The sequence below is a fragment of the Streptomyces sp. NBC_00094 genome (genome assembly GCF_026343125.1).
Taxonomy (GTDB): Bacteria; Actinomycetota; Actinomycetes; order Streptomycetales; family Streptomycetaceae; genus Streptomyces.
Genome location: NZ_JAPEMB010000001.1, coordinates 6415697 through 6437699, shown reverse-complemented (window position 1 = coordinate 6437699; position 22003 = coordinate 6415697). Strand labels below are relative to the sequence as shown.

15 protein-coding genes are annotated in these 22003 nt (G+C 73.5%); 4 read left to right on the top strand and 11 right to left on the bottom strand.

What is annotated here, in order from left to right; translation table 11 throughout:
* Positions 1-20: 20 nt before the first annotated feature.
* From OG580_RS28560 to OG580_RS28550, 3 genes are all read right to left on the bottom strand, one after another.
* A complete protein-coding gene (locus tag OG580_RS28560; protein ID WP_267046518.1) occupies positions 21-1763 on the bottom strand; it encodes a pyruvate dehydrogenase in 1743 nt (580 codons plus the stop codon).
* A gap of 27 nt (positions 1764-1790) precedes the next feature.
* Positions 1791-3233, bottom strand: coding sequence for a protein phosphatase 2C domain-containing protein (locus tag OG580_RS28555; RefSeq protein WP_267046517.1), 1443 nt, complete (start codon positions 3231-3233; stop codon positions 1791-1793).
* 148 nt (positions 3234-3381) lie between these two features.
* Positions 3382-7143 (bottom strand): S8 family serine peptidase, encoded by a 3762-nt coding sequence (locus tag OG580_RS28550; RefSeq protein WP_267046516.1) that lies wholly within the window; start codon positions 7141-7143, stop codon positions 3382-3384.
* A gap of 232 nt (positions 7144-7375) precedes the next feature.
* Between OG580_RS28550 and OG580_RS28545 the strand changes: the two genes are divergently transcribed.
* Positions 7376-8359 (top strand): LuxR family transcriptional regulator, encoded by a 984-nt coding sequence (locus OG580_RS28545; protein WP_267046515.1) that lies wholly within the window; start codon positions 7376-7378, stop codon positions 8357-8359.
* Positions 8360-8480: 121 nt separating this feature from the next.
* The gene (locus OG580_RS28540; RefSeq protein ID WP_267046514.1) at positions 8481-8963 is read left to right on the top strand and encodes a DUF456 domain-containing protein; all 483 of its coding nucleotides are present in this window, start codon (positions 8481-8483) and stop codon (positions 8961-8963) included.
* Between the two features lie 90 nt (positions 8964-9053).
* Here the strand turns inward: OG580_RS28540 and OG580_RS28535 are convergent, their stop codons facing one another.
* From OG580_RS28535 to OG580_RS28520, 4 genes are all read right to left on the bottom strand, one after another.
* Entirely contained in the window at positions 9054-10406 is a 1353-nt protein-coding gene (locus OG580_RS28535) for an AlkA N-terminal domain-containing protein (protein ID WP_323182690.1), read from the bottom strand.
* 132 nt (positions 10407-10538) lie between these two features.
* Entirely contained in the window at positions 10539-11672 is a 1134-nt protein-coding gene (rsgA, locus tag OG580_RS28530) for a ribosome small subunit-dependent GTPase A (RefSeq protein WP_267046512.1), read from the bottom strand.
* Positions 11673-11958: 286 nt separating this feature from the next.
* Positions 11959-12429, bottom strand: coding sequence for a hypothetical protein (locus tag OG580_RS28525; RefSeq protein WP_267046511.1), 471 nt, complete (start codon positions 12427-12429; stop codon positions 11959-11961).
* Between the two features lie 126 nt (positions 12430-12555).
* Positions 12556-13581, bottom strand: coding sequence for a YihY/virulence factor BrkB family protein (locus tag OG580_RS28520; protein WP_267048159.1), 1026 nt, complete (start codon positions 13579-13581; stop codon positions 12556-12558).
* A 179-nt stretch (positions 13582-13760) separates the two neighbouring features.
* Here OG580_RS28520 and OG580_RS28515 point away from each other — a divergent pair, with 179 nt between their 5' ends.
* On the top strand, positions 13761-15473 hold the full coding sequence (locus OG580_RS28515) for an acyl-CoA dehydrogenase family protein (RefSeq protein WP_267046510.1): 1713 nt from the start codon (positions 13761-13763) through the stop codon (positions 15471-15473).
* A gap of 300 nt (positions 15474-15773) precedes the next feature.
* Complete coding sequence (locus OG580_RS28510; protein WP_267046509.1) at positions 15774-17069, top strand: GAF domain-containing protein; 1296 nt, start codon at positions 15774-15776, stop codon at positions 17067-17069.
* Positions 17070-17162: 93 nt separating this feature from the next.
* On the opposite strand, the gene OG580_RS28505 is transcribed toward OG580_RS28510, so the two are convergent.
* From OG580_RS28505 to OG580_RS28490, 4 genes are all read right to left on the bottom strand, one after another.
* Positions 17163-18071 carry an MBL fold metallo-hydrolase gene (locus tag OG580_RS28505; protein ID WP_267046508.1) on the bottom strand — a complete coding sequence of 303 codons (909 nt, stop codon included), beginning with the start codon at positions 18069-18071 and terminating at the stop codon, positions 17163-17165.
* Positions 18064-19290: a ketosynthase chain-length factor gene (locus OG580_RS28500; protein ID WP_267046507.1), complete on the bottom strand. Its 1227-nt coding sequence runs from the start codon at positions 19288-19290 to the stop codon at positions 18064-18066. The genes OG580_RS28505 and OG580_RS28500 overlap by 8 nt, the downstream gene beginning before the upstream one ends.
* Positions 19287-20555, bottom strand: a complete 1269-nt coding sequence (locus OG580_RS28495) for a beta-ketoacyl synthase (protein ID WP_267046506.1) — start codon at positions 20553-20555, stop codon at positions 19287-19289. The genes OG580_RS28500 and OG580_RS28495 overlap by 4 nt, the downstream gene beginning before the upstream one ends.
* 279 nt (positions 20556-20834) lie before the next feature.
* Entirely contained in the window at positions 20835-21980 is a 1146-nt protein-coding gene (locus OG580_RS28490; RefSeq protein WP_267046505.1) for an acyl-CoA dehydrogenase family protein, read from the bottom strand.
* Between the last annotated feature and the right edge of the window lie 23 nt (positions 21981-22003).

Genomic DNA, 22003 nt, shown 5'->3' with positions numbered 1-22003 from the left:
ACGGGGGCGCCCGCATTCCCTCAGGGCCGGGGGACGTTGCGCAGGTTGGAGCGGGCCATCTGGAGCATGCGGCCCACTCCCCCGTCGAGGACGATCTTGCTGGCAGAGAGGGCGAAGCCGGTCACCATGTCGGTACTGATCCTGGGCGGGATGGAGAGGGCGTTGGGGTCGGTGACGACGTCCACGAGGGCCGGGCCCTTGTGCTTGAAGGCGTCCTTGAGGGCGCTCGTGAGCTGCTTGGGCTTCTCGACGCGTACGCCGTAGGCACCGGCCGCGCGGGCGATGGCCGCGAAGTCCGGGTTCTTGTTCGTCGTTCCGTACGAGGGGAGGCCGGCCACCAGCATCTCCAACTCGACCATGCCGAGCGAGGAGTTGTTGAAGACGACGACCTTCACCGGCAGGTCGTACTGGACCAGGGTGAGGAAGTCACCCATGAGCATGGAGAATCCGCCGTCGCCGGAGAGCGAGACGACCTGGCGGTTGCGGTCGGTGAACTGTGCGCCGATGGCCTGCGGCAGCGCGTTCGCCATCGAGCCGTGGCTGAACGAACCGATGATCCTGCGCCGCCCGTTGGGCGAGAGGTAGCGGGCCGCCCAGACGTTGCACATGCCGGTGTCGACGGTGAACACGGCGTCGCCGTCGGCCAGTTCGTCGATGACGGAGGCGACGTACTCGGGGTGGATGGGGACGTGCTTCTCGACCTTGCGCGTGTACGCCTTCACGACCCCTTCGAGCGCGTCGGCGTGCTTCTTGAGCATCTTGTCCAGGAAGCGGCGGTCGGTCTTGGCGCGGACGCGCGGGACGACGCAGCGCAGGGTCTCGCGGACGTCCCCCCAGACGGCGAGGTCGAGCCGGGAACGGCGGCCGAGGTGCTCGGGCCGGACGTCCACCTGGACGATCTTCACGTCGTCGGGCAGGAAGGCGTTGTACGGGAAGTCGGTGCCGAGCAGGATCAGCAGGTCGCACTCGTGGGTGGCCTCGTAGGCGGCGCCGTAGCCGAGCAGACCGCTCATGCCGACGTCGTACGGGTTGTCGTACTGGATCCACTCCTTGCCGCGCAGGGCGTGGCCGACCGGTGACTTGATCCGCTCCGCGAACTGCATCACCTCGGCGTGCGCGCCGGCCGTGCCGCTGCCGCAGAAGAGCGTCACCCGATCGGCCGCGTCGATCATCCGCACGAGCGCGTCGATCTCGTCGTCACCCGGCCGGACCGTGGGCCGGGAGGTGACGAGCGCGGTCTCGGCCGCCTTGTCCGGGGCGGGCAGGGAGGCGATGTCGCCGGGCAGCGAGACCACGCTGACGCCGCTGCGGCCGATGGCGTGCTGGATCGCCGTCTGGAGCAGCCGGGGCATCTGCTTCGGGTTGGAGATGAGTTCGCTGTAGTGGCTGCACTCACGGAAGAGCTGGTCGGGGTGGGTCTCCTGGAAGTAGCCGAGGCCGATCTCGCTGGACGGGATGTGCGAGGCGAGGGCCAGGACCGGGGCCATCGAGCGGTGGGCGTCGTACAGGCCGTTGATGAGGTGCAGGTTGCCCGGGCCGCAGGAGCCGGCGCAGGCGGCGAGGCTGCCGGTGACCTGGGCCTCGGCACCGGCCGCGAAGGCGGCGACCTCCTCGTGCCGCACCTGGATCCAGTCGAGCGCGGGGGTACGGCGGATGGCGTCGACGACCGGGTTCAGGCTGTCGCCGACGACGCCGTACAGACGCTTCACGCCCGCGCGCACGAGGATGTCGACGAACTGTTCTGCGACGTTCTGTTTGGCCATGGCTCCATCAACACATGACCCGCCGCGTTACGCCTCCCAGACGGCCACCCCCGTACGGTCGTCGGCGTACCCCGTCACCCTCAGCTGGGTGTCGGCGAGGAAGGCGGCGAGCCCGGGCGGCTCCTGGTCGGCCCAGCGGGCGGCGAGTTCGCGGGCGAGGGCGGGTTCGCCGCGCATCGGCTCGGCGAACCCGGGTGAGGCGAGCAGCAGGGTGTCCCCGGGGCGGGCGACGGAGGCGCGGAAGCGGAACGGCTCGGCGGGCGGTGGCACGGGCTCCTCGACGAGCGGGCCGGGCGCGGTGGTGACGCCGAGGTTCATGGTGAGCCGGTCGCCCTCCTCGGTCTCGGTCTCCTGCGCGGGCGGCGGTGAGCCGAAGCCGACGACGGGGGCGCCGGGCGCGGCAGCGGGTTCGGGGAGGAGCGGCTCGATGTCCTGCCAGGAGCCGTCACGGAGCCGGAAGAGACCGCCGCCGCCGATCCCGAAGAAGACCCGCGTACGGCACTCGGGGTCGGCCGGGACGAGCAGGCAGCGGAGGGTCGCGGTGTACTCGTCGGCGGCGACGCCCCGGTCGGCGGCGCGGGCGCGCAGCTTGCCGTACGTACGGTCGGTGAGCCGGTGCAGTCCGGACTTGAGGTCGCCGCGCCGGCCGGTCCTGATGTCCTCGGAGAGCCGGGCGTGACTGCGGCCGACGGCCTCGGCGATCCACTGGCAGGCGTCGGCGGCGGCGAGGTGGGCGTCGTCTGCCGCGCGGGAGCCGGCGGCGACGGCGACGAGGACGAGCGCGGCCTCGTCGTGGCCGAAGCGGGCGGTGAGCAGGGCGTCGCGGCGGGGTTCGCCCCGGTAGCGGGCGGAGTCGCCGCGTACGGAGGCGGCACGGAGGGTGCAGGTGCCGTAGCGGGCGCCGTCGAGGACGGTGTCGGCGACCAGCTCGGCGAGCTCGCCGGGGCGGGCGACGGGGAGCGCGGTGGGCTCGGCCTCGTAGGTGGGCGGCCTGCTCCCGACGAACCCGGCCGCGCGGGGGCGGGGCAGGGGCACCTGGACCGTGAGGTCGGCTTCGGATTCGTCGGCGCCGGGTTCGGCGGCGGCCTCGGCCTCGGTGTCCGGCACGGAGGCGGGCACCGGCACCTGAACGGTGGGCGCCTCGACGGGCGGGGCCACCGGGGGCGGCGGCCCGGGGAAGGATCGCGGCCCCGCCTCGGGCGGCGCCTCCCAGGGCGCCCTCCCGGTCACGTCGGACGGCGCCGCGAGCGACGCGACCCGGGGATCCGGGAGGCCCGGGAGGCCCGGGAGATCCGTGGAGCCCGGGAGGGCCGGGAGATCCGTGGAGCCCGTGGGGCCCGGGGGCTCCGGGGTCGCGCCGGGTGTCGTGGCGAAGTGGTCGTCGAGTGTGTCACCCGAGACCGTCGGGGCCGTGTCCGGCACCGACTCGTCGTAGAGCTTGTCCCACCAGTTGTCCCCCTGCTGAGTCATGCCCTTATTGTCCACCGCACACGGCGCCCGAAAACGGACATCAGGAAAACCGTTGCTGCGAATGAGTGAGACGCATGAGTGAGACGCATGAGTGGTCCGCCGGGCGACCCCACCCCCCACGGGAAGGACGCCCGGCGGACCGTCGTGATCAGCGCACGTCGTAAGCGCGGACCACGGTCTGGGTGACGGAGTTGCCGTTGGCGTCCGTCAGTTCGGTCTTCAGAGTGACCGGCTTGCCGGACGCGCCCGCGTGGTTGACGGTCGCGGTCCAGTGACCGCCCTGCTGAGAGACCCGCGCTTCGGTCCAGGTCGTGCCTCCGTCGTAGGAGTACGAGAGCTTGGCCGAGGTGAGCGCTGCGGGGGTGTAGCCCGCGTGACCCGTCGCGGTGAGGCCGATCTGCCGGCCGTCGGTCGCGGCGAGGGTCTTGAGTCCGTCCTCCGGAAGGTCGTACCGGGGGAAGAGAATCGGGATGCCCTGAGAATAGACGCTCTCGTCAAGCTTGGAGGTGAATTTCCACACCGAGTTGACGGAGGTGGAGCGGGCCCACACCTTGCTGCCGATCTTCATGGTGTTCTGTTCGAGCGTGTACGTCCCGGCTTCGGACGGTACCTCGAAGGCGCCGAACGGCCAGCCGGTCTCCCCGAGGACCTCGCCGTCGCGGCTGAGGCGGAGGTTGCCGATGTCGCCGAAGGAACCGGGCTCGGCGTAGTGGGTGTTGTCGCCCCAGATGGCGTCGGCGAAGCCTATGAGGTTGCCCTGCCGCTCGGCGACGAGGACCGGTTCGCCGGTCCTGTCGCGGGGGGCGGTGGGGGCGATGACGCCGTCGTACCAGTTCTCGGTGCGCCGTTCCCCGGGCGTGTACGTGTGCGGGGTGCCGATCATGATCTCCCCGAACGGGAAGCTGCTGCCGACCATCGGCTCCCAGGTCGTGTCACCGGCCGAGTAGTACTCGGTGCGGGCGCCGGGCGCGGGGACCGCCTCCAGCGAGGCGAAGCCGATGCGGACGCCGTCCGGACGGCGCGCGGACGGGAAGTCCACGAAGTCGGTGGCGATGCCCGCCGACCCGTGGGTGGCGTCGGTGCGGCCCAGTTCGCCGTCGTGGACCCGGTAGGTCCGGTCGTCGCGGATCGCTCCGGTCTCGGGGAAGGCGAGGCTGTAGACGTACGGGCTCTTCGCGGTGGCCTGCCAGGCGACGGTGACCTCGCCGGCCGCCAGCTTGCCCAGGAGCGCGGTCGCCTCGTCGGACGGGACGGAGAGGACCGGCAGGCCGAGGCCGGCGAATCCACCGGCCGGGTACCAGCGGCCGGGGGCCGAGTGGTACGCGACGACGGCGACGGCGCCGGCGGCCTTGGCGTTCCGGGCGAGGGTGCTCGCGTTGGTGGAGTCGTCGGGCAGTCGGACGAGGGCGATACGGCCCTGGACTCCGGCGGCCTTCAGTTCGTCCGGGGTGCCGGTTCCGGCGTCGACGAGCCGGGCGGAGCCGGTGCCGTCGAGGTTGTCGGAGCCGAGGGTGCCGGTGAGGGGGTGCAGGGTCAGGCCGTCGCCCGTACGGAGCGAGGTGATCTGCGGGGCGGCGGCGCGCCAGTAGCTGCCGAACTCGAAGTCGCCGTCGTCGGCGGAGCCTTCGACCGAGGCGTAGTAGCCGCGGAGGGTGCGCGGCCCGGCGGCGGTGCCGGCGTGCAGCCAGGTGTCGTCCCAGGAGCGGGAGAACACGAGGGTGGCGCCCCGGAGTTCGGTGGCCTTGTCGGTCTTCACCGACAGCTTGTGGGCCTTGCGGGCGTCGAGGACGACGGTGGTGTCCTTCTTCAGCTCCACCTGCGGGCGGCCGAGGTAGCTGAGCGAGTCGTTCAGCTTGGCGCCCTCGCCGGCGTCGGGAGTGGTGACGAAGGAGGAGAGGAAGTAGCTGCCGGGGCGCAGGCGGTAGACCTGGTCGCCGGCGCCGTCGTTGAAGCGGCGCTCGCCGCTGGCGTCGTCGGTGCCGATGACGTCGAGCGAGGAGGCGCCATCGGCCGGCTTGCCCTGACGGTCGATCAACTTGACGCGCAACGTGACGGTTTCGGGCTCGACGTAGAGCGAGAACGGGGTCGAGACGTGGATGCCGCCGGGGCTGGTGGCGAGGACGCGGCCGGTGACGTCGCCGTACTGGGCGCGCTCCAGGCGTGCGTCGGGGGTGAGCTCCAGCGGGACCTGGACGGTGGCGCCGGCCGGGACGGTGACGGTGCGCTTGCCGAGGCGGGCGACCGAACTCCGCACGCGGGAGCCGTCGTTGCCGGCGACCGTCTCTACGGCCAGGTTCAGGGTGACCGGGGCGTCGGAGGTGTTGGTGTACGGGACGGAGACCGTGGTGCGGTCGCTGTCGTCCTGCGGCCAGTTGAAGGTGCCGCCCTGGACGGCGGAGGCGCCGAGGACCGTCTGGTCGATGGCGGCCTTGACGTCGAGCCGGCCGCCGCCGACCTCGCGGACGTCGCCGGGGAGGTCGCTCTCGGCGGAGGAGACGAGGGCGGCCTTGATCTGCTGGGCGGTCCAGTCGGGGTGGCGCTGCTTGACGATGGCGGCGGCGCCCGCGACGTGCGGGGTGGCCATCGACGTACCGGACATGGACTGGTAGGCGTACACGCCCCGGCCGCCGGCGGCAGCCGCGGAGATGGCGACGCCGGGCGCGGCGATCTCGGGCTTGAGGGTGTGGTTGACGATCGTCGGGCCGCGGCTGGAGAAGTACGCGGTGGAGTCGTCGCGGTCGGTGGCGCCGACGGTGAGGACGCTGGGCGCGCAGCCGGGCGAGGAGACCGTGTTGAGGGTCGGGCCCGAGTTTCCGGCGGCGAGGACGAACAACGTGCCCTTGCTCTGGGCGAGTTCCTCGGCGGCGGCGCTCATCGGGTCGGTGCAGTCGGTGGGGACGGAGCTGCCGAGGCTCATGGAGACGACGTCGGCGCCCTGGGCGACGGCCCACTCCATGCCGGCGATGATCCAGGAGGCGGCGCCGGATCCGGAGTCGTTGAGGACCTTGCCGTTGAGGAGGTCCGCGCCGGGGGCGACGCCCTTCTTCTTGCCGCCACTGGCTGCGCCGGAGCCGCCGACGGTGGAGATGGTGTGGGTGCCGTGACCCTGGCGGTCGTCGGCGGTCTCGGAGTCGGTGAAGTTCTCCGAGAGGGTGACGCGGCCCTTGAGGTCGGGGTGCTCGGTGTCGGCGCCCGTGTCGAGGACGGCGACCTTGGTACCGGTGCCGTCGTAGCCGGCGGCCCAGGCCTCGGGTGCGTGGACCTGCTGCGTCGACTGCTCCAGGGTGGCCTGAACCTTTCGGTCGAGCCAGAGCTTCTCGATGCCGGCGGCGGAGCGGGCCCCCGGGGTGTTCACGTCGGCCCAGAAGGTGGCGGCCTGCTTCTTGTCGGCCTTGAGCGCGACGCCGTCGACGGTCTTCAGGACCTGGCCGCGCTGCGCGCCGCGCGGGGCGGCGGGGACCGAGCGGGCGAGGTCGGAGCCGTAGACCGCGATGAGAGGGAGCGTCGTGGTGGAGGCGTCGTCGTAGCCCTGGCGGACGAGCCCGGTGACGTTGAAGAGCTCCTCGTCGACGCGGCCGGCGGCGAGCGCGTCGGTGGCGTCCTCGGGGTAAACGTACAGGTCCTGGCCGGAGCGGCGGGTCTGGACGAGGGGGACGGTGCCGTCCTCGCGGGGCAGCGCGGTGGCGGCCGGGTTCCCGTCGGCGTCCCGAGTGACCAGGACGCGATCTCCGGTGACCAGCGTCACCGTGGCGGTCCGGTCGCCGGCGCGGGCCGAGGCCTCGCTGCCTACCAGCGGTCGCTTGCCGGCCGTGTCGTCCTGCGGCTCATTCGCCATGGACGGCGCGACCGCGGTGACGGCCAGGACGGCGGCGGTCGCCGCCCCCAGGGCCGTACGCGAAATCGGGCGCATCGCTCTCCCCATCTGATTCCGGAAATAAGGCATAAGACACCCGTCTCCGGAGGCTGTTGGTGCTGCGGTGGCGCCACATTGGCAGAGGTGAGGGCGGTACAGGGATGATGGGCAAGGCGGGAATACGCCGTGGCCGTTTCCCGCCAGGTCACCAACGGAACGAATGCCTCCGGTGAATGTCCCGAGAAGATCCGGGGCGTCCGCCGGACGTACGGCGAGGGGTGGGGCAACCATGCTGGGAGCGATAGGGCTCGACGAACGCCAGGAGTCCGCGTACCGCGCCCTGGTCGCGCTGGGCGCGGCCGAGGTCACCGATCTCGCGCACCGGCTCGCCATGCCCGAACGGGACACCGAGCGGGCGCTGCGCCGGCTGGAGTCGCAGGGGCTCGCCGCGCAGTCCTCGGCCAGGACCGGGCGGTGGGTGGCGGCGCCCCCGGGGGTCGCGCTGGGCGCGCTGCTGACCCAGCAGCGCCACGAGCTGGAGCAGGCCGAGCTGGCGGCGGCGCTGCTGGCGGAGGAGTACCGGGCGGAGGCCGCGGAGGCCGCCGTCCACGACCTGGTGGAGGTGGTGACCGGAGCGAGCGCCGTCACCCACCGCTTCCTCCAGCTCCAGCTGGGGGCGACGGAGGAGGTCTGCGCCCTCGTGACGGGCAAGCCCATCGCGGTCACCGGGATGGAGAACGACGCGGAGGAGATGGCCGCGGGGCGGGGCGTGCGCTACCGGGTGGTGATCGAGCGCGAGGTGCTCACCCTTCCCTCCGGGCTGCTCGAACTGTCGGCGGCGCTCGGCCGCGAGGAGCGGATCCGGGTCGCGGACCGCGTGCCCACCAAGCTGGTGGTCGCCGACCGGTCGCTGGCCATGGTGCCGCTGACCGGGCGGGGCGCGGAGCCGGCGGCGATCGTCGTGCACGCGAGCGGGCTCCTCGAATCGCTGATGGGGCTCTTCGAGTCGGTGTGGCGGGAGGCGCTGCCGCTGCGGCTCGGGGCGGGCGCGCAGATCACCGAGGAGGAGGTGCCGGGCCCGGACGTGATGGACCTGGAGATCCTGTCGCTGCTGCTCGCCGGGATGACGGACGCGAGCGTGGCCAAGCAGCTCGACCTGGGGCTGCGGACCGTGCAGCGGCGGGTCAAGGGGCTGATGGAGCTGACCGGGGTGACGACCCGGCTCCAGCTGGGCTGGCACGCGTACGAGAAGGGCTGGGTGGCCCGCGGCTGAGCGGAGGCCGGGCGAGCGGAATCCGGTGGCCGCCGCCCCCGCCGTCGGCGGGTTGACGTCCTCGTACTCCGTCCGTCTGCCTTGACCTGCGCGAACACCGGGATTCCGGCACCCTGGGCAGATGGGTGTGTGGCAGCTCCTGATGGTCGCGACGGTGATGCTGCTCGGCCTGTTCGGGGTGCTGGCGCCCGGCGTGCCGGGGACGTGGCTGGTGTGGGCGGCCATGCTCTGGTGGTCACTGCACGAGCGGACGGACCTCGCCTGGCTCCTGCTGGCCTCGTCGACCGGTCTGCTGCTCCTCACCCAGGTGGTCGTCTGGCAGCTCCCACCGCGCCGCTTCCGTGGCGTCGGCATCACCCGGCGGATGGTGGTCTACGCCGGCGTGGGCGCGCTCCTGGGCTTCGTCCTGGTCCCGGTGCTCGGCGCCATCCCCGGCTTCGTCGGCGGGATCTACCTCGCGGAACGGCTCCGCCTCGGCGGCCACGGCCAGGCCAGGGCGGCGACCCGGACGGTGATGCGGGCGGCCGGAACGAGCGTCCTCGTCGAGCTCTTCTCGTGCCTGCTGATCGTGGGGGCCTGGGCGGGCGCGGTGCTCTGGGGCTGAGCCGGGCGCTCCGGCCGGTCCTGGCGGCCGGACAGGCCCTGAGGGGCACGCCCTGAAAGATCCCCCGGCCCCTGGTCCGCCGGGCGCCTCCTACGGGGCGGTCCCGAGGTAGCGGGCCGCGTACGAGCGCCACGGGCGCCACTCCTCCGTGTCGGCCACGCCCGCCGGGGGCACGTCCGGGTCGCCGAGCGCACGCATCCGGATGAGGGCGGCGGCCTCGGGGCTCACGCCGGGGACGGCGAGCAGCGCGCGCTCGGCCTCGTCGCGGTCGGCGCCCGGGTCGAGGCGTACGGCTCCGTCGGCGAGCGCGCGGGCCAGCGGGCCCGCGACGGGGTGGCCGGTCAGGTCGGCGTGCGCCGGGAAGACATGGGTGAGGGTGCCGCAGGCGGTGGCCAGGGGCGTGCCGTGCGCCTCGACGAGCCGGGCCGACTCCCCGGGCCCGAGGAGGGTCCGCAGCGCGAACTCCTCCGGCTCGGCCGTCCCCGGGGAGCGTACGCCGGGCCGGGCGGCGACCTCGGCGGCGAGCCCGGGGGCGGCGCCGAGGCGCTCGGCGACCGCGTACGGGTCCGCGTCGAGGTCGAAGAGGCGGCGCAGCCGGTGGACGGCGGTGGTCAGGTCCCGCAGCTCGGTGAGGTGGATGCGGGCGTCGAGCCAGCGCCCGGCGGAGCGCTCGTCGACGGAGACGACGCCGGTGCCGTACGGGAGGCGGAGGGTACGGCGGTAGGTGCGGGTGCCGGGGGCGCCGACGACCTCCTCGACGCGGGGCACGGCCTCGGCCGCGAGCAGGTCGAAGACCTCACCGGCGGCGTACGGCCCCCGGTGGGCGAGCCGCAGCGGCACCCCGGCGGCGAGCGCGGTACGGGCTCCCGCGCCGGTGCCCGCCTCTTCCCGCAGGGCGGTGGGGGTGCGGGCGTAGACGGCGCGGATGGTCTCGTTGAACTGGCGGACGCTGGCGAATCCGGCCGCGAAGGCGATCTCGGTGACGGGCAGGCCCGTGGTCTGGAGGAGCAGGCGCGCGGTGTGCGCCCGCTGGGCGCGGGCGAGGGCGACGGGTCCCGCGCCGAGCTCGGCGGTGAGCTGGCGCTGCACCTGGCGGGTGCTGTAGCCGAGGCGTCCGGCGAGTCCGGGCACGCCCTCGCGGTCGACGACCCCGTCGCCGATCATGCGCATGGCGCGGCCGACGACGTCGGCCCGGACGTTCCAGGCGGCGGAGCCCGGCACGGCGTCCGGGCGGCAGCGGCGGCAGGCCCGGAAGCCGTGGCCCTGGGCGGCGGCGGCCGTGGGGAAGAAGGAGACGTTCCGGCGCTTCGGGGTGACGGCCGGGCAGCTGGGCCGGCAGTAGATCCCGGTGGTGCGGACGGCGAAGAAGAACGCGCCGTCGAACCGTGCGTCCCTGCTGCTGACCGCCTCGTAGCGGGTGTCTTCCTCGGTCACGTCTCCCAGTGTGCGGGAACCGACGACACCCGGCTGGCGGGTTTCGGACACGGCGCTGCGCTCGGGGACGCGCAGCGCGAGAACGGCGGATCCGGGGTCCGGGGACGGGCCCCGGACCCCGACGGAACACCACGCGTGCCCCTACCGGGCGCGCCCGCGCTTGGCCTCCATGGCCGCGCGCCCCTCCGCGCCCTTGCGCTTCCAGTCCTTGAGGATCTCGGTGCGCAGGCGGGCGTCGGTCTTGGCCACGATCCGCTGGTTCTCGCGGAGCAGCTTGCGGTAGCTCTCCATGCGGCGCACGGGCAGCGAACCGTCCTCGATGGCCGCCGCCACCGCGCAGCCGGGCTCCGCCTCGTGGGCGCAGTCGTGGAAGCGGCACTCGGCCGCCAGCGCCTCGATCTCGGAGAAGACCTGGCCGACGCCGGTCTCGGCGTCCCAGAGGCCGACCCCGCGCAGCCCGGGGGTGTCGATGAGGACTCCCCCGCCCGGCAGGACGAAGAGGTTGCGGGTGGTCGTGGTGTGGCGGCCCTTGCCGTCGACGTCACGGGCGGCCTGGACGGTCATCACGTCCGTACCGACGAGCGCGTTGGCGAGGGTGGACTTGCCGGCGCCGGAGACGCCGAGCAGGACGGTCGTGCCGCCCGCGACGACCGCGGAGAGCTCGTCGAGACCCTCTCCCGTGGCCGAGCTGAGGGGCACGACCCGTACGCCGGGGGCGACGGTCTCCACGTCCTCGACGAGGTAGGAGAGCCCGGTGGCGTCCGGGACGAGGTCCGCCTTGCTGAGGACGACCGTCGGCTGGGCGCCGGACTCCCAGGCCAGGGCGAGGAAGCGTTCGATCCGGCCGAGGTCCAGCTCGACGGCGAGCGAGACGGTGATGACGACGTGGTCGACGTTGGCCGCGAGGACCTGGCCCTCGGACCGCTTGGAGGAGGTGGAGCGCGCGAAGGCCGTACGGCGCGGCAGCAGCGTCCGTACGTACCGGGGATCGCTGACGCCCTCGGGGTCGACGGCGGCCCAGTCACCGGTGCAGACGACCCGGAGCGGGTCGTGCGGGGTCACGAACGCCGTGTCGGCGCGCACGATCCCCTCGGCGGTGGCGACGTCGCACTGGCCTCGGTCGACGCGGACGACCCGGCCGGGGAGGAGGCCCTGTCGGGCGTAGGGGGCGAACTCGGCTTCCCAGCCCTCGTCCCAGCCATGGGCGGCGAGCGGGTGCCGAGCGTCGGAGGAGTCGGAAGAGAGGGAGGACGGGTGGAGCGAAGCGTGGAACAAGGGGGACCCTTCGAAGGGTGGCCCCGGCGGCGCGCTCTGCGCGCGGAAGTCGAGTGGGTGTCAGCCGGAGACCACAGGGGTGGAAACGATGAACTCCTGAATGCGGGCAGAGCCCGTCACCATGACAGTCATCAATGTCCTCACCTCCTGCTTCTTCTACGACGAACCGACACCGTCCCCGGGAGCGGCGACCGCCGCGCCCCGGAACGAGCAGAACCATAGCCCGCCCCTGAAACACGGCGCCACCGATTTATCGCGGGCCCCCTCGGCTCGCCGCCGGACTCGCTCAGGCGGGACCTTCGAGCCTCGCCACCGCGGCCCGCAGCGCGGCCAGTTCGCCTTCGAGCCGGTGGACCGCCGCGTCCATGAGCAGCACGGGTTCGTACGTGCTCCAGAACCGGACCACGGCCGCGACCTCCTCCTCCCAGAAGGCCTCCGGGTCGCGGACGGTCACCCCGAGGTACCGCGCCATCTCCACGAAGCCCGGCCCCGGCGTGCCGGAGCTCTGTGCCACCACCAGGGCGGAGAGCAGCGGCCGGCGCTGCTCCACCTCGTACGCGCTGACGTTCCCGAGGGCCGGGAACATGGTGCGGAACGGCGGCCTCGACATCCCGGTCGCGGTACCCTCCGGGTCGACGAGCAGCCCGAGTTCCTTGTACGTGAGGCAGGCCTCGGCGGGCTTCGCCGGATCCGCCTCCCGCGCCCGCGTGCTCAACGCACGGTGGAGATCCCGTTCGACGGGCGTGAGCCTGATCATGAAGCCCCCCAAGGCCGCTGCGGTGCCGGTGCCGGCTCCGCCGTGCCCGCGATCCTAGGGGGTCGTCCTGCCGATCGGGCCCGGCGCTCCTCGTCCGGCCTTCGGGCCTGCGGCAGGGCCGTCGGGCTACTCCTTCTCCCAGCCCGAGTGGATGCGCGACTTCACGTCGTCCGGGGGCAGGAACTTGGACCAGCGCTCGGGGAACTCCGAGGGCATGTCCGGGTCGTCCTCGTCGACGTCCTCCGCCTCGGCGCGGACCCGGGCGACGAGTTCGGCGGCCTGGACGGCGCGGGCCCGTTCGTTGGCCTCACGGGCCGCGGCGGTGGCGACGGAGGGCCAGACGCGGTCGATGGCGGCGTTCACCGCGGCGCCGACGAGGACCGCGAAGGCCGAGATGCCGATCCAGAGGAGGACGGCGATCGGGGCGGCGAGGGAGCCGTAGATGGTCGGGCCCTCGACCTGGCTGGTGAGGTAGATCCGCAGCAGGAAGCTGCCGAAGACCCACATCCCGAGCGCGACGAGGGCGCCGGGGATGTCCTCGATCCACGGCGATCTGACGGGTACGGACACGTGGTAGAGCGTCGTGAGGAAGGCGATGGAGAGCAGGATGACGGCCGGCCAGTACAGGACGGCGACGACCTCCGTGCCCCAGGGGACGAGCTCGACGACCCGGTCGGGGCCGACGACCGCGAGGGGCAGCACGACGGCGCCGATGATCAGCGCCACGATGTAGAGCAGGAAGGCGAGGAGCCGGGTCTTGACGATGCCGCGGTGGCCGTCGAGTCCGTACATGACGGTGATGGTGTCGATGAAGACGTTCACCGCGCGCGATCCGGACCAGAGGGCGATGGCGAAGCCGAGGGAGACCAGCTCGGGCCGTTTGCCCTGGGTGACGTCGTCCAGGAGCGGTTTGGCGATGTCGTGGACGCCCCGGTCGGAGAGGACCGTTCCGGCAGCGCGGAGGATGTTCTCCTCGATGCTCGCGACGGTGTCGGTGTTGGTCCAGTCGTCGGCGTAGCCGAGGAGGGCGATCAGGCCGAGGAGCAGGGGCGGCAGCGACAGCAGGGTGAAGAACGCGGCCTCGGCGGCGAGGCCGAGGATCCGGTACTCGATGCACGAGTTGACGGTGTCCTTGAGGAGGAGCCAGACCATCTTCCGCTTGGAGACGTTGCGGTAGAGGACGCGCGCTCGGTGGAGCTTGCTCCAGGGCCGCCGCTCGGACCGGTCCTGCCGGTTCGAGTGATCCGTCCGATCCGTCCCATCCGGCCGGTCGGGCCCCTCGGGCCGTTCGGGTGTTTCTCTTGCTGCCTGCACCTGCTTACCGTATCGGCATGGCAGGGAGCACCCACACCGTGACCAACCAGGCTCCGCCCCTGGCGGGATACGACGTCTTCACGTCCGATCGGCCGCTGGCGGAGGCGGTCGAGCGGCACCTCGCGCCCGCGATCCTGACGGAGGCCCGCGAGGAGCTGGCCCTGTTGGGGCGGGCGAGCGGGTCCGCGCAGGTCAGGGAGTGGGGGGAGCTGGCGAACGCGTACCCGCCGCGGCTGCGGACCCACGACCGGTACGGGAACCGGATCGACGAGGTCGACTTCCATCCGGCCTGGCACCGGCTGCTCGGCAGGTCCGTGGGGGCCGGGCTGACCGACGCGTGGGGCCGTCCGGGTGGTCATGTGCGGCGGGCCGCGGGGCTTCTGGTGGTGTCGCAGGCGGAGGCGGGGCACGTCTGCCCGCTGTCGATGACGCACGCGGCCGTGCCCGCGCTGCGCGCCGAGCCGGAGCTCGCGGAGGTGTGGGAGCCGGCCGCGGCCTCGCACGTGTACGAACGGGAGCTGCGGCCCGTCGCCGAGAAGCCGGGGGCCCTGCTCGGGATGGCGCTCACGGAGAAGCAGGGCGGCAGCGACGTCCGGTCGAACACCACGGAGGCGCGCCCGCTGGCGGCCGACGGGGAGTACGTCCTGACGGGCCACAAATGGTTCTGCTCGGCACCGATGTCGGACGCCTTCCTGGTCCTCGCACAGGCTCCGGCGGGGCTGACCTGCTTCCTGCTGCCCCGGGTCCTCGCGGACGGCTCGCGCAACGCGTTCGCGATCCAGCGGCTCAAGGACAAGCTGGGCAACCGGTCGAACGCCTCCGCCGAGGTGGAATTCGACGGGACGACCTGGGCGCGCCGGGTCGGCGAGGAGGGGCGCGGGGTGCGGACGGTCATCGGGATGGTGGCGGCGACCCGGCTCGACTGCGTACTCGGCTCGGCGGCGCTGATGCGGCAGGCGGTGGCGCAGGCCGTGCACCACTGCGCGTACCGGCAGGCCTTCGGCGGGGTGCTGATCGAGAAGCCGCTGATGCGGAACGTGCTCGCCGATCTGGCCCTGGAGTCGGAGGCGGCGACGGTGCTCGCGATGCGGCTGGCGGCGGCGTACGACGCGGTGGAAACCGACGACGCCACCGCAATCGACGACGCCACCGCAATCGACGCCGCCGGCGAAACCGGCGGCGGCAGCCACGCCGAGCGTGAGCGGGCTCTGCTCCGTATCACCGTGCCGGTGGCGAAGTACTGGGTGACGAAGCGGTGCACACCGGTGGTGGCGGAGGCCCTGGAGTGCCTCGGCGGCAACGGGTACGTGGAGGAGTCGGGGCTGCCGCGGCTGTTGCGGGAGTCGCCGCTCAACTCGGTCTGGGAGGGCTCGGGGAACGTCCAGGCGCTCGACGTGCTGCGGGCGCTGCGGACCGAGCCGGCCTCGTTCGACGCCTTCCTGCGGGAGGTGGGGGCGGCGCGGGGCGCGGACCACCGGCTCGACCGGGCGATCCGGGAACTCCTGGTCGAACTGGCCGATCTGGAGGGGGTCGAGGCGCGGGCGCGGCGGCTCGTGGAGCGGATGGCGCTGGTGCTCCAGGGCTCGCTGCTCGTGCGGTGGGCGCCGCCTGAGGTCGCGGACGCGTTCTGCGCGTCGCGGCTCGGCGGGGACGGAGGGTCGACGTTCGGGACGCTGCCGCACACCCTGGACCTGCGGGCCGTGGTGGAGCGGGCTCGGGTGTCGGTCTGAGGACCGTACGGGCCGATGCCCCACGAGTGCCGGGCTCTTGGGCCGCGCGTACCAGGGGTGGACCCGAGAGGGTCGGCACGCGCGGAGAGAGCGGGGGTGGTGCTGCGCCGACACGGCACCACCCACCGCTCACACCACCCTCATGCACGGGGGCTGTCGATCGCCAGAGTTGCAAAGGGTTGCAGGATTACCCGAACCGGGCCGCGTCAGGTGGTTCCGAACGGCACCATGGGCAGCGACACTCCGGACATCTGCCCCGTGCAGAACCGATACAGCACCGTGGGTGGCTGGGAGAGACCGATGAAGAACACTCAGCTCGACATGAGGCGGCTGGCCGCCATGGACGCCGCCCAGGCCGCCCGACTGCTGCACCGGGTCCGTGAGGAGACCCTCGCGGGCCGTACGCCGCCGATCGCGCCCCGCGCGGTCATCGACGCGTCCTGGCAGCGGATGGCCCGGCTGGGTCTCGACCCCGACAAGAGCACGAGCAGCGTGCTGCTGCAGCGGGACGAACTGGAGCAGCGGCGCAGGGGCACGCTCCTCTCCGAGGTGATGCGGACGCTCAGCAGCGGCCTCGCCGGCATCGCCGACACCTCCCTCCAGATCATGGTGGTCACCGACGAGCACGGCCGGGTGCTGTGGCGCCAGGGCAACCTCTCGGTGCTGCGGCAGGCCAACGGCATCTGCCTGGAGGAGGGCGCGGCCTGGACCGAGCACGCGACCGGGACGAACGCGGTCGGCACGGCGCTCGCGATGGGCCGGGCGGTGCAGGTGCACTCCGCCGAGCACTACGTGCACACGCTGCACAACTGGACCTGCGCCGCCGCGCCCGTGCACGATCCGCGCGATCAGCGGCTCCTGGGGATCCTGGACGTCAGTGGACCGGCGTCCAGCTTCCATCCGGCCATGCTGGCCCTGGTTGCCTCGGTCGCCCAGCTCGCCGAGGCCGAGATGCGGGAACGGCACCGCCGCTCGGTCGAACGCCTTCGGGCCGTTGCCGCGCCGATCCTGTGCCGCGTGGGCGGCCGGGCCGTCGCGGTCGACATCCACGGCTGGACGGCGGCGGTGACCGGGCTCGCGCCGGTGGACCGGATCCCGCTGCCCAAGTCCTTCCGCGCCGGGCGGGTGTGGCTCCCCTCTCTGGGCCTGTGCGCGGTGGAGCCGCTGCCGGGCGGCTGGCTGCTGCGGGTCGAGGAGGAGACCCGGCAGCCGGGGCCCGGCGCGGACGCGGCGAGCCGGGTGGTCCTGGACCTGAGCCGGCCGCGCCGCTGGACGGTGGCCGTCTCGGGCGAGGCGGGCAGCTGGCAGCAGGAGCTCAGCCCCCGGCACGCGGAGCTCCTCTACGTCCTGGCGCTGCACCGGGACGGCCGGACGGCGGCGGAGCTGGCGGACGACGTGTTCGGGGACCGTACGAGGACGGTGACCGTACGGGCGGAGATGTCCCGGGTACGCCGGAACCTCAGCGGCGTCCTGGCGCACCGCCCGTACCGCTTCCGGGAGGAGGTCGCGGTGGAGGTCCTCCGCCCGGACCACCCGGCGGACCTGCTGCCGCACTCGACGGCACCGGCGGTCCGCGCGATCCGTACGGGGACGTAGACGGGGGCGGGGGCGGGGGCGGGGGTAGAGGCAGGGACGTAGACGGGGGCGGGGCGAGGACGTAGACCTCCGTCCCCGCCCCCGTCCCCGCCGTCACGCGTGGCAGGCCGGCAGGCCTCCGTGGTAAGCGACCATCTCGCCGAAGACCCCGACGACGTCCAGCGGCGCGGCGAGTTCCGCGTCGTCCAGCTCCTGCCGGGCGCGGTGCAGGTTGCCCACGAGCCGCTCGGCGTCGAGGAGTCCCGCGAAGGCGCCGAGGTCGCACGTCCGGGCCGTCTCCAGTGCGGTGAGGCCGCTCGCGGCGCCCTCCGCCGCGACCTTCCCCAGCCAGCGCAGGTACTCCTCGGTGGCGTCGAGGGCGTCGGGGCCGGCGAGCGGTCCGTGGCCGCCCACGACCGTGACGGGGTCCAGCGCGCGCAGCCGCTCCAGGGCCTCCAGGGAGCCCCGTACCGTTCCCATCAGGACGAAGGGCGTGCAGCCGGGCATCACGACGTCCCCGGTGAACAGGACCCGCTCCGCCGGCAGCCAGACCACGGTGTCGCTGCGGGTGTGCGCGGGGCCGGGATGCAGCAGTTCCACGCGCCGGCCACCGGCGTGCAGGGTCATGCCGCCGGAGTAGGTGACGTCGGGCAGGACGACCTCGACGTCCCCCCACTCCACGTCCGGCCACAGGCCGGTCAGGGCGAGTCCGGTCTCGGCCATGTCGGTCCGGGTGTGGGCGTGGCTGATCACTGTGGCGTCCGGCCCGAAGACGCCGTTGCCGAAGGTGTGGTCGCCGTGGAAGTGGGTGTTGACCACCGTCCGGCGCGGACCGGCCGCGAGGCGGTCGACGCTCTCCCCCAGCCGCAGCGCCCTGCGTTCGGTGGCGGCCGTGTCGACGACGATCGCGCCGTCGTCCGTGCGGATCACGCCCGCGTTGTTGAGGCACCAGCCGCCGTCGGGCTGGATGTACGCGTGGACCCCGTCGGCGACCTCGACGAGGCGCGGGGCACCGTCAGCCATGGCCGGGCACCGTGACGACGACGGCCGAGTTGAAGCCCCAGCGGCCCCGGGCGAGCACGAGGGCCGCCCGGGCGGAGGTCGGCCGGGGTGTCCCGCGGACCAGGTCGAGGCCGTACGCGGCGGGGGTCTCCCCCTCGTACGGCACGGCCGGGACGAGCCCGTCACGGAGGGCGAGCAGGGCGGTCACCACGTCCAACGGGCCGCCGCCCGCGAGGAGTCGGCCGGTCAGCGCCTTGGGGGCGGCGACCGGGACTCCGTGGGAGCCGAAGATCCCGGTGATCGCCTCGGCCTCGGTCCGGTCCAGCTCCGCGGTTCCCGCCGCGTCCGCGAAGACGATGCCGATGTCCGAGGGGGCGAGGCCGGCGTCGGCGATCGCCAGCTCCGCCGCGCGGCGGAGCGCCGGAGGCCGTCCGGATCCGGGCGGCGGGTCGAAGGTGGCCGCGTACCCCGCGAGTTCGCCGTAGACGCGGTCCACTCCCCTTGCCTGTGCGCCCCGTTCGTCCTCCATGATGAGGAACGCGCCTCCCTCGCCGGGTACATGGCCGTCCGCGAGGGTGTCGAAGGGGAGGTAGGCCCGGTCCGGGTCGTCGCTCGCGCTGATCAGCCCGCCGGACAGGTGCGCGGCCCAGCCCCAGGGGTCCAGGGCCGAGTCGACGCCGCCGGTGACGACGAGCGGGGTGCCGAGCCGGAGGGAACGGCGGGCATGGCCCAGCGCGTCCAGACCGCCGGCCTGCTCGGCGACCAGGGCGACTCCCGGGCCGCGCAGCTTGTGCCGGATGGACACCTGACCGGTGTTGACCGCGTAGAACCAGGCGAACGACTCGTACACGCTGACGAACTCCGGCCCCTTGGACCAGAGGTTGGCGAACTCCCGGTGGGTGAAGGCGAATCCGCCGGAGGCGTTGGAGGTGATGACGCCGATGTCGAAGTCGACGAGCTCGGCCGGGTCGACGCCGCCGTCGGCGAGGGCGTGTTCGGCGGCGACCAGGGCGAGGCGGGTGGAGACGTCGGTCTGCGGGAGCAGCCGGTTGGGCAGGTGGTCCGCCGGGTCGAAGCCGAGGATCTGGCCGGCCAGCCGGGAGCGGTAGCGGGAGGCGTCGAAGCGGGTCAGGGGGGCGATGCCGCCGCGCCCTTCGAGGGTGGCGTTCCAGTACTCCTTGACGCCGAGGCCGTTGGGGGCCACCACGCCGATGCCGGTGATCAGGGCTCGGTCGCTCATGCCGCGGCCTCCTCGGTCCTTCGGAGCACCATCGCGCTCTGGAATCCGCCGAAGCCGCTGCCCACGGTGAGGACGCTGCGCAGCTTCGCCTCGCGGGCGGTCAGCGGGACGTAGTCGAGGTCGCACTCCGGGTCGGCGGTGTGGAGGTTGGCCGTGGGCGGGACGACCTGGTGGGTGAGGGCCAGGAGGCTGGCGGCGATCTCGATGGAGCCGATGGCGCCGAGGGAGTGGCCGACCATCGACTTGATGGAGCTGACGGGCACGGCGTAGGCGTGCTCGCCGAGGCTCCGCTTGAAGGCGGCCGTCTCGTGGCGGTCGTTCTGCTTGGTGCCGGAGCCGTGGGCGTTGACGTAGTCGATGGCGGTCGGGTCGATCCGGGACTCGTCGAGGGCGACGCGGATGGCCTCGGCCATCTCCCGGCCGTCGGTCTTGAGGCCGGTCATGTGGTGGGCGTTGAGGCGGGTCGCGTAGCCGCTCACCTCCGCGTAGATCCGGGCTCCGCGGCGTACCGCGCTCTCGTACTCCTCCAGGACGAACATCGCGGCACCCTCGGCGAGGACGAAGCCGTTGCGGGAGAGGTCGAAGGGGCGCGAGGCGTGTTCCGCGTCGTCGTTGCGGGGCGTGGTCGCCTTGATGGCGTCGAAGCAGGCGGCGACGATCGGGGTGAGGGGGGTGTCGGTGGCGCCCGCCAGCATGACGTCGACGGAGCCCTCCTGGATCAGCCGGCAGGCGTAGCCGACCGAGTCCAGTCCTGAGGTGCAGCCGTCCGAGACGACGGTGACGGGCCCCTCGGCGCCGACGGTCCAGGCGACCTCGGCGCCGAGGATGCCGGGCACCATGTGGTCGTACATGTGGGGGGTCAGGTAGGAGGGGTCGACCTCCCATTCGCGGCCCTGGTCGGAGAGCACCCGGTACTCGCTCTCCAGCGACATCGCCGCCGCCACCGCGCTGCCCACGCTGACGCCGATCCGCTCGGGGCGGATGCCGTCGAAGGCGAGCCCGCTGTCGGCCACGGCGTCCCGCGCGCAGACGACGGCGAACTGCGCCGCCCGGTCCATGCGGCGGATCTCGCGGGGCGAGAGGCCTTCGGCGGCGGGGTCGAAGTCGATCTCGCCGGCCACCTGGGAGCGGCAGGCGGAGGCGTCGAAGGAGGTGATGCTGCGGGTGGCGGTGCGGCCGGAGCTGAGCAGGTCCCAGAACTCCCGCGTCCCCGAGCCGCCCGGGGCCCGCACGCCGAGCCCCGTGACGACGACGCGGCGGCTCATCGGGAGCCCTCCGCCGGGTAGCGGGACAGGGCGTGGCCCTCGGGGCCTGCCGTCGTTCGCTGGATGCACGACATCGGGTGCGTTTTCCCTTCTCGTTTCTGCTGTACGGGTGTTGCTCGGCGCGGGTGTGCTGGTCGGTGCGGGTGTGGTGCTCGGGGTGGGTGTGTCGCTCGGGGTGGGTGTGTCGCTCGGTGCGGGTGTGTCGCTCGGTGCACGTGGTCAATCGGTGCGCGTGGTCACTCGGTACGGGGCTTCCGGCCGGTCACGTGCGCGCACGGGTCACGGGGTGGTGTCGAGGGCCCCGGAGGCGCGGGCCAGCGCGCTCGCCACGGGCGGGAACTGCAGGCCGCTGTGGCCGGCTCCGGCGTTGACGTCCCGCCAGAACCGCTGGAGCGGCTCGGTGTCGGACTGACCCCGGCTGCCCGAGGAGCGCAGCAGCCGGTCGACGGCGTTCGCGAGCAGCTCGGCCGCCAGCGCGCAGTCGCGGCCGTTGCGGGCGGTCAGGACCGGGTCCACGGCCCCGCCGTCGACGACCTCGGCCACGCGGTCGAGCAGCAGGGCGGCCGTGTCGATCTCGCCGTCGGCGCGGGCGAGCGTGAGCTCGTACGGCGACCGGTCGGCGGCGCCCGTGACGGCGGCGGCGGGTGCCCGGAGCTTGTCGCGCGACAGGCCGGACCAGTGGCGCAGGGCGCCGCGGGCCGCGCCGAGCAGGGGGGCCGCCAGGGTCAGTCCGTTGGCGGCCTTCATGGGGACGCGGTGGCAGGGGGCCTCGGCGTCGGGGGCCTTGCCGGCGAGGAGGTCCGCGAGGGCGACGGAGCGCGCGTCGGGGACGGTGACGCCGTCGAGGACGAGGGTGTTGCTGCCGGTGGCGCGCAGTCCGACGTTGAACCACGAGTCCCCGATCGCGTACGAGGCGCGGGGCACCGCGAGGAAGCGCGGCTCCCGGCGCTCGCCGTCGGCCGCCCGGGCGCAGACCAGGGCCCAGGCGGAGGAGTCGATCCCGCTGACGTACGGCCATTGGCCACTGACCCGCCAGCCGCCGGGGACGCGCTCGGCGGTGCCGGCCGCGGCGAGGGCCCCGACGAGCGGGGTGTCCGGCCCGTCCCGCCAGATCTCCGCCTGCCCGTCGACGGGGAGGTGGGCGGCGAGGCGGCCGACGCTCGCGGCGAGCGAGGCGAACCATGCCGCCGAGGTGCAGCTCTCCCCGATCGCGGCGACGGCGGGCAGCAGCGCGCGGAACGTGCCGGCCGAGCCGCCCCAGCGGGCCGGGACGAAGTGCCGCGCGAATCCGGCGGCCAGGATCGGGGTGACGACCTCGGCCGGCAGTCTCCGGTCGGCCTCGGCGGCCGCCGCGTACTTGGCGGCCGTCTCGGCGGCCTCGCGCACGGCGTCCGGGGACGGCGATGTCGGCTGGGTGGCTGGCATGGGGGCTCCCTGAGGTGCTGGTT

Coding starts and splice junctions, on each gene's coding strand:
- OG580_RS28560 (WP_267046518.1), bottom strand. CDS start 1,763: ATGGCCAAACAGAACGTCGCAGAACAGTTCGTCGACATCCTCGTGCGC.
- OG580_RS28555 (WP_267046517.1), bottom strand. CDS start 3,233: ATGACTCAGCAGGGGGACAACTGGTGGGACAAGCTCTACGACGAGTCG.
- OG580_RS28550 (WP_267046516.1), bottom strand. CDS start 7,143: ATGCGCCCGATTTCGCGTACGGCCCTGGGGGCGGCGACCGCCGCCGTC.
- OG580_RS28545 (WP_267046515.1), top strand. CDS start 7,376: ATGCTGGGAGCGATAGGGCTCGACGAACGCCAGGAGTCCGCGTACCGC.
- OG580_RS28540 (WP_267046514.1), top strand. CDS start 8,481: ATGGGTGTGTGGCAGCTCCTGATGGTCGCGACGGTGATGCTGCTCGGC.
- OG580_RS28525 (WP_267046511.1), bottom strand. CDS start 12,429: ATGATCAGGCTCACGCCCGTCGAACGGGATCTCCACCGTGCGTTGAGC.
- OG580_RS28520 (WP_267048159.1), bottom strand. CDS start 13,581: ATGGTCTGGCTCCTCCTCAAGGACACCGTCAACTCGTGCATCGAGTAC.
- OG580_RS28515 (WP_267046510.1), top strand. CDS start 13,761: ATGGCAGGGAGCACCCACACCGTGACCAACCAGGCTCCGCCCCTGGCG.
- OG580_RS28510 (WP_267046509.1), top strand. CDS start 15,774: ATGAAGAACACTCAGCTCGACATGAGGCGGCTGGCCGCCATGGACGCC.
- OG580_RS28505 (WP_267046508.1), bottom strand. CDS start 18,071: ATGGCTGACGGTGCCCCGCGCCTCGTCGAGGTCGCCGACGGGGTCCAC.
- OG580_RS28500 (WP_267046507.1), bottom strand. CDS start 19,290: ATGAGCGACCGAGCCCTGATCACCGGCATCGGCGTGGTGGCCCCCAAC.
- OG580_RS28495 (WP_267046506.1), bottom strand. CDS start 20,555: ATGAGCCGCCGCGTCGTCGTCACGGGGCTCGGCGTGCGGGCCCCGGGC.
- OG580_RS28490 (WP_267046505.1), bottom strand. CDS start 21,980: ATGCCAGCCACCCAGCCGACATCGCCGTCCCCGGACGCCGTGCGCGAG.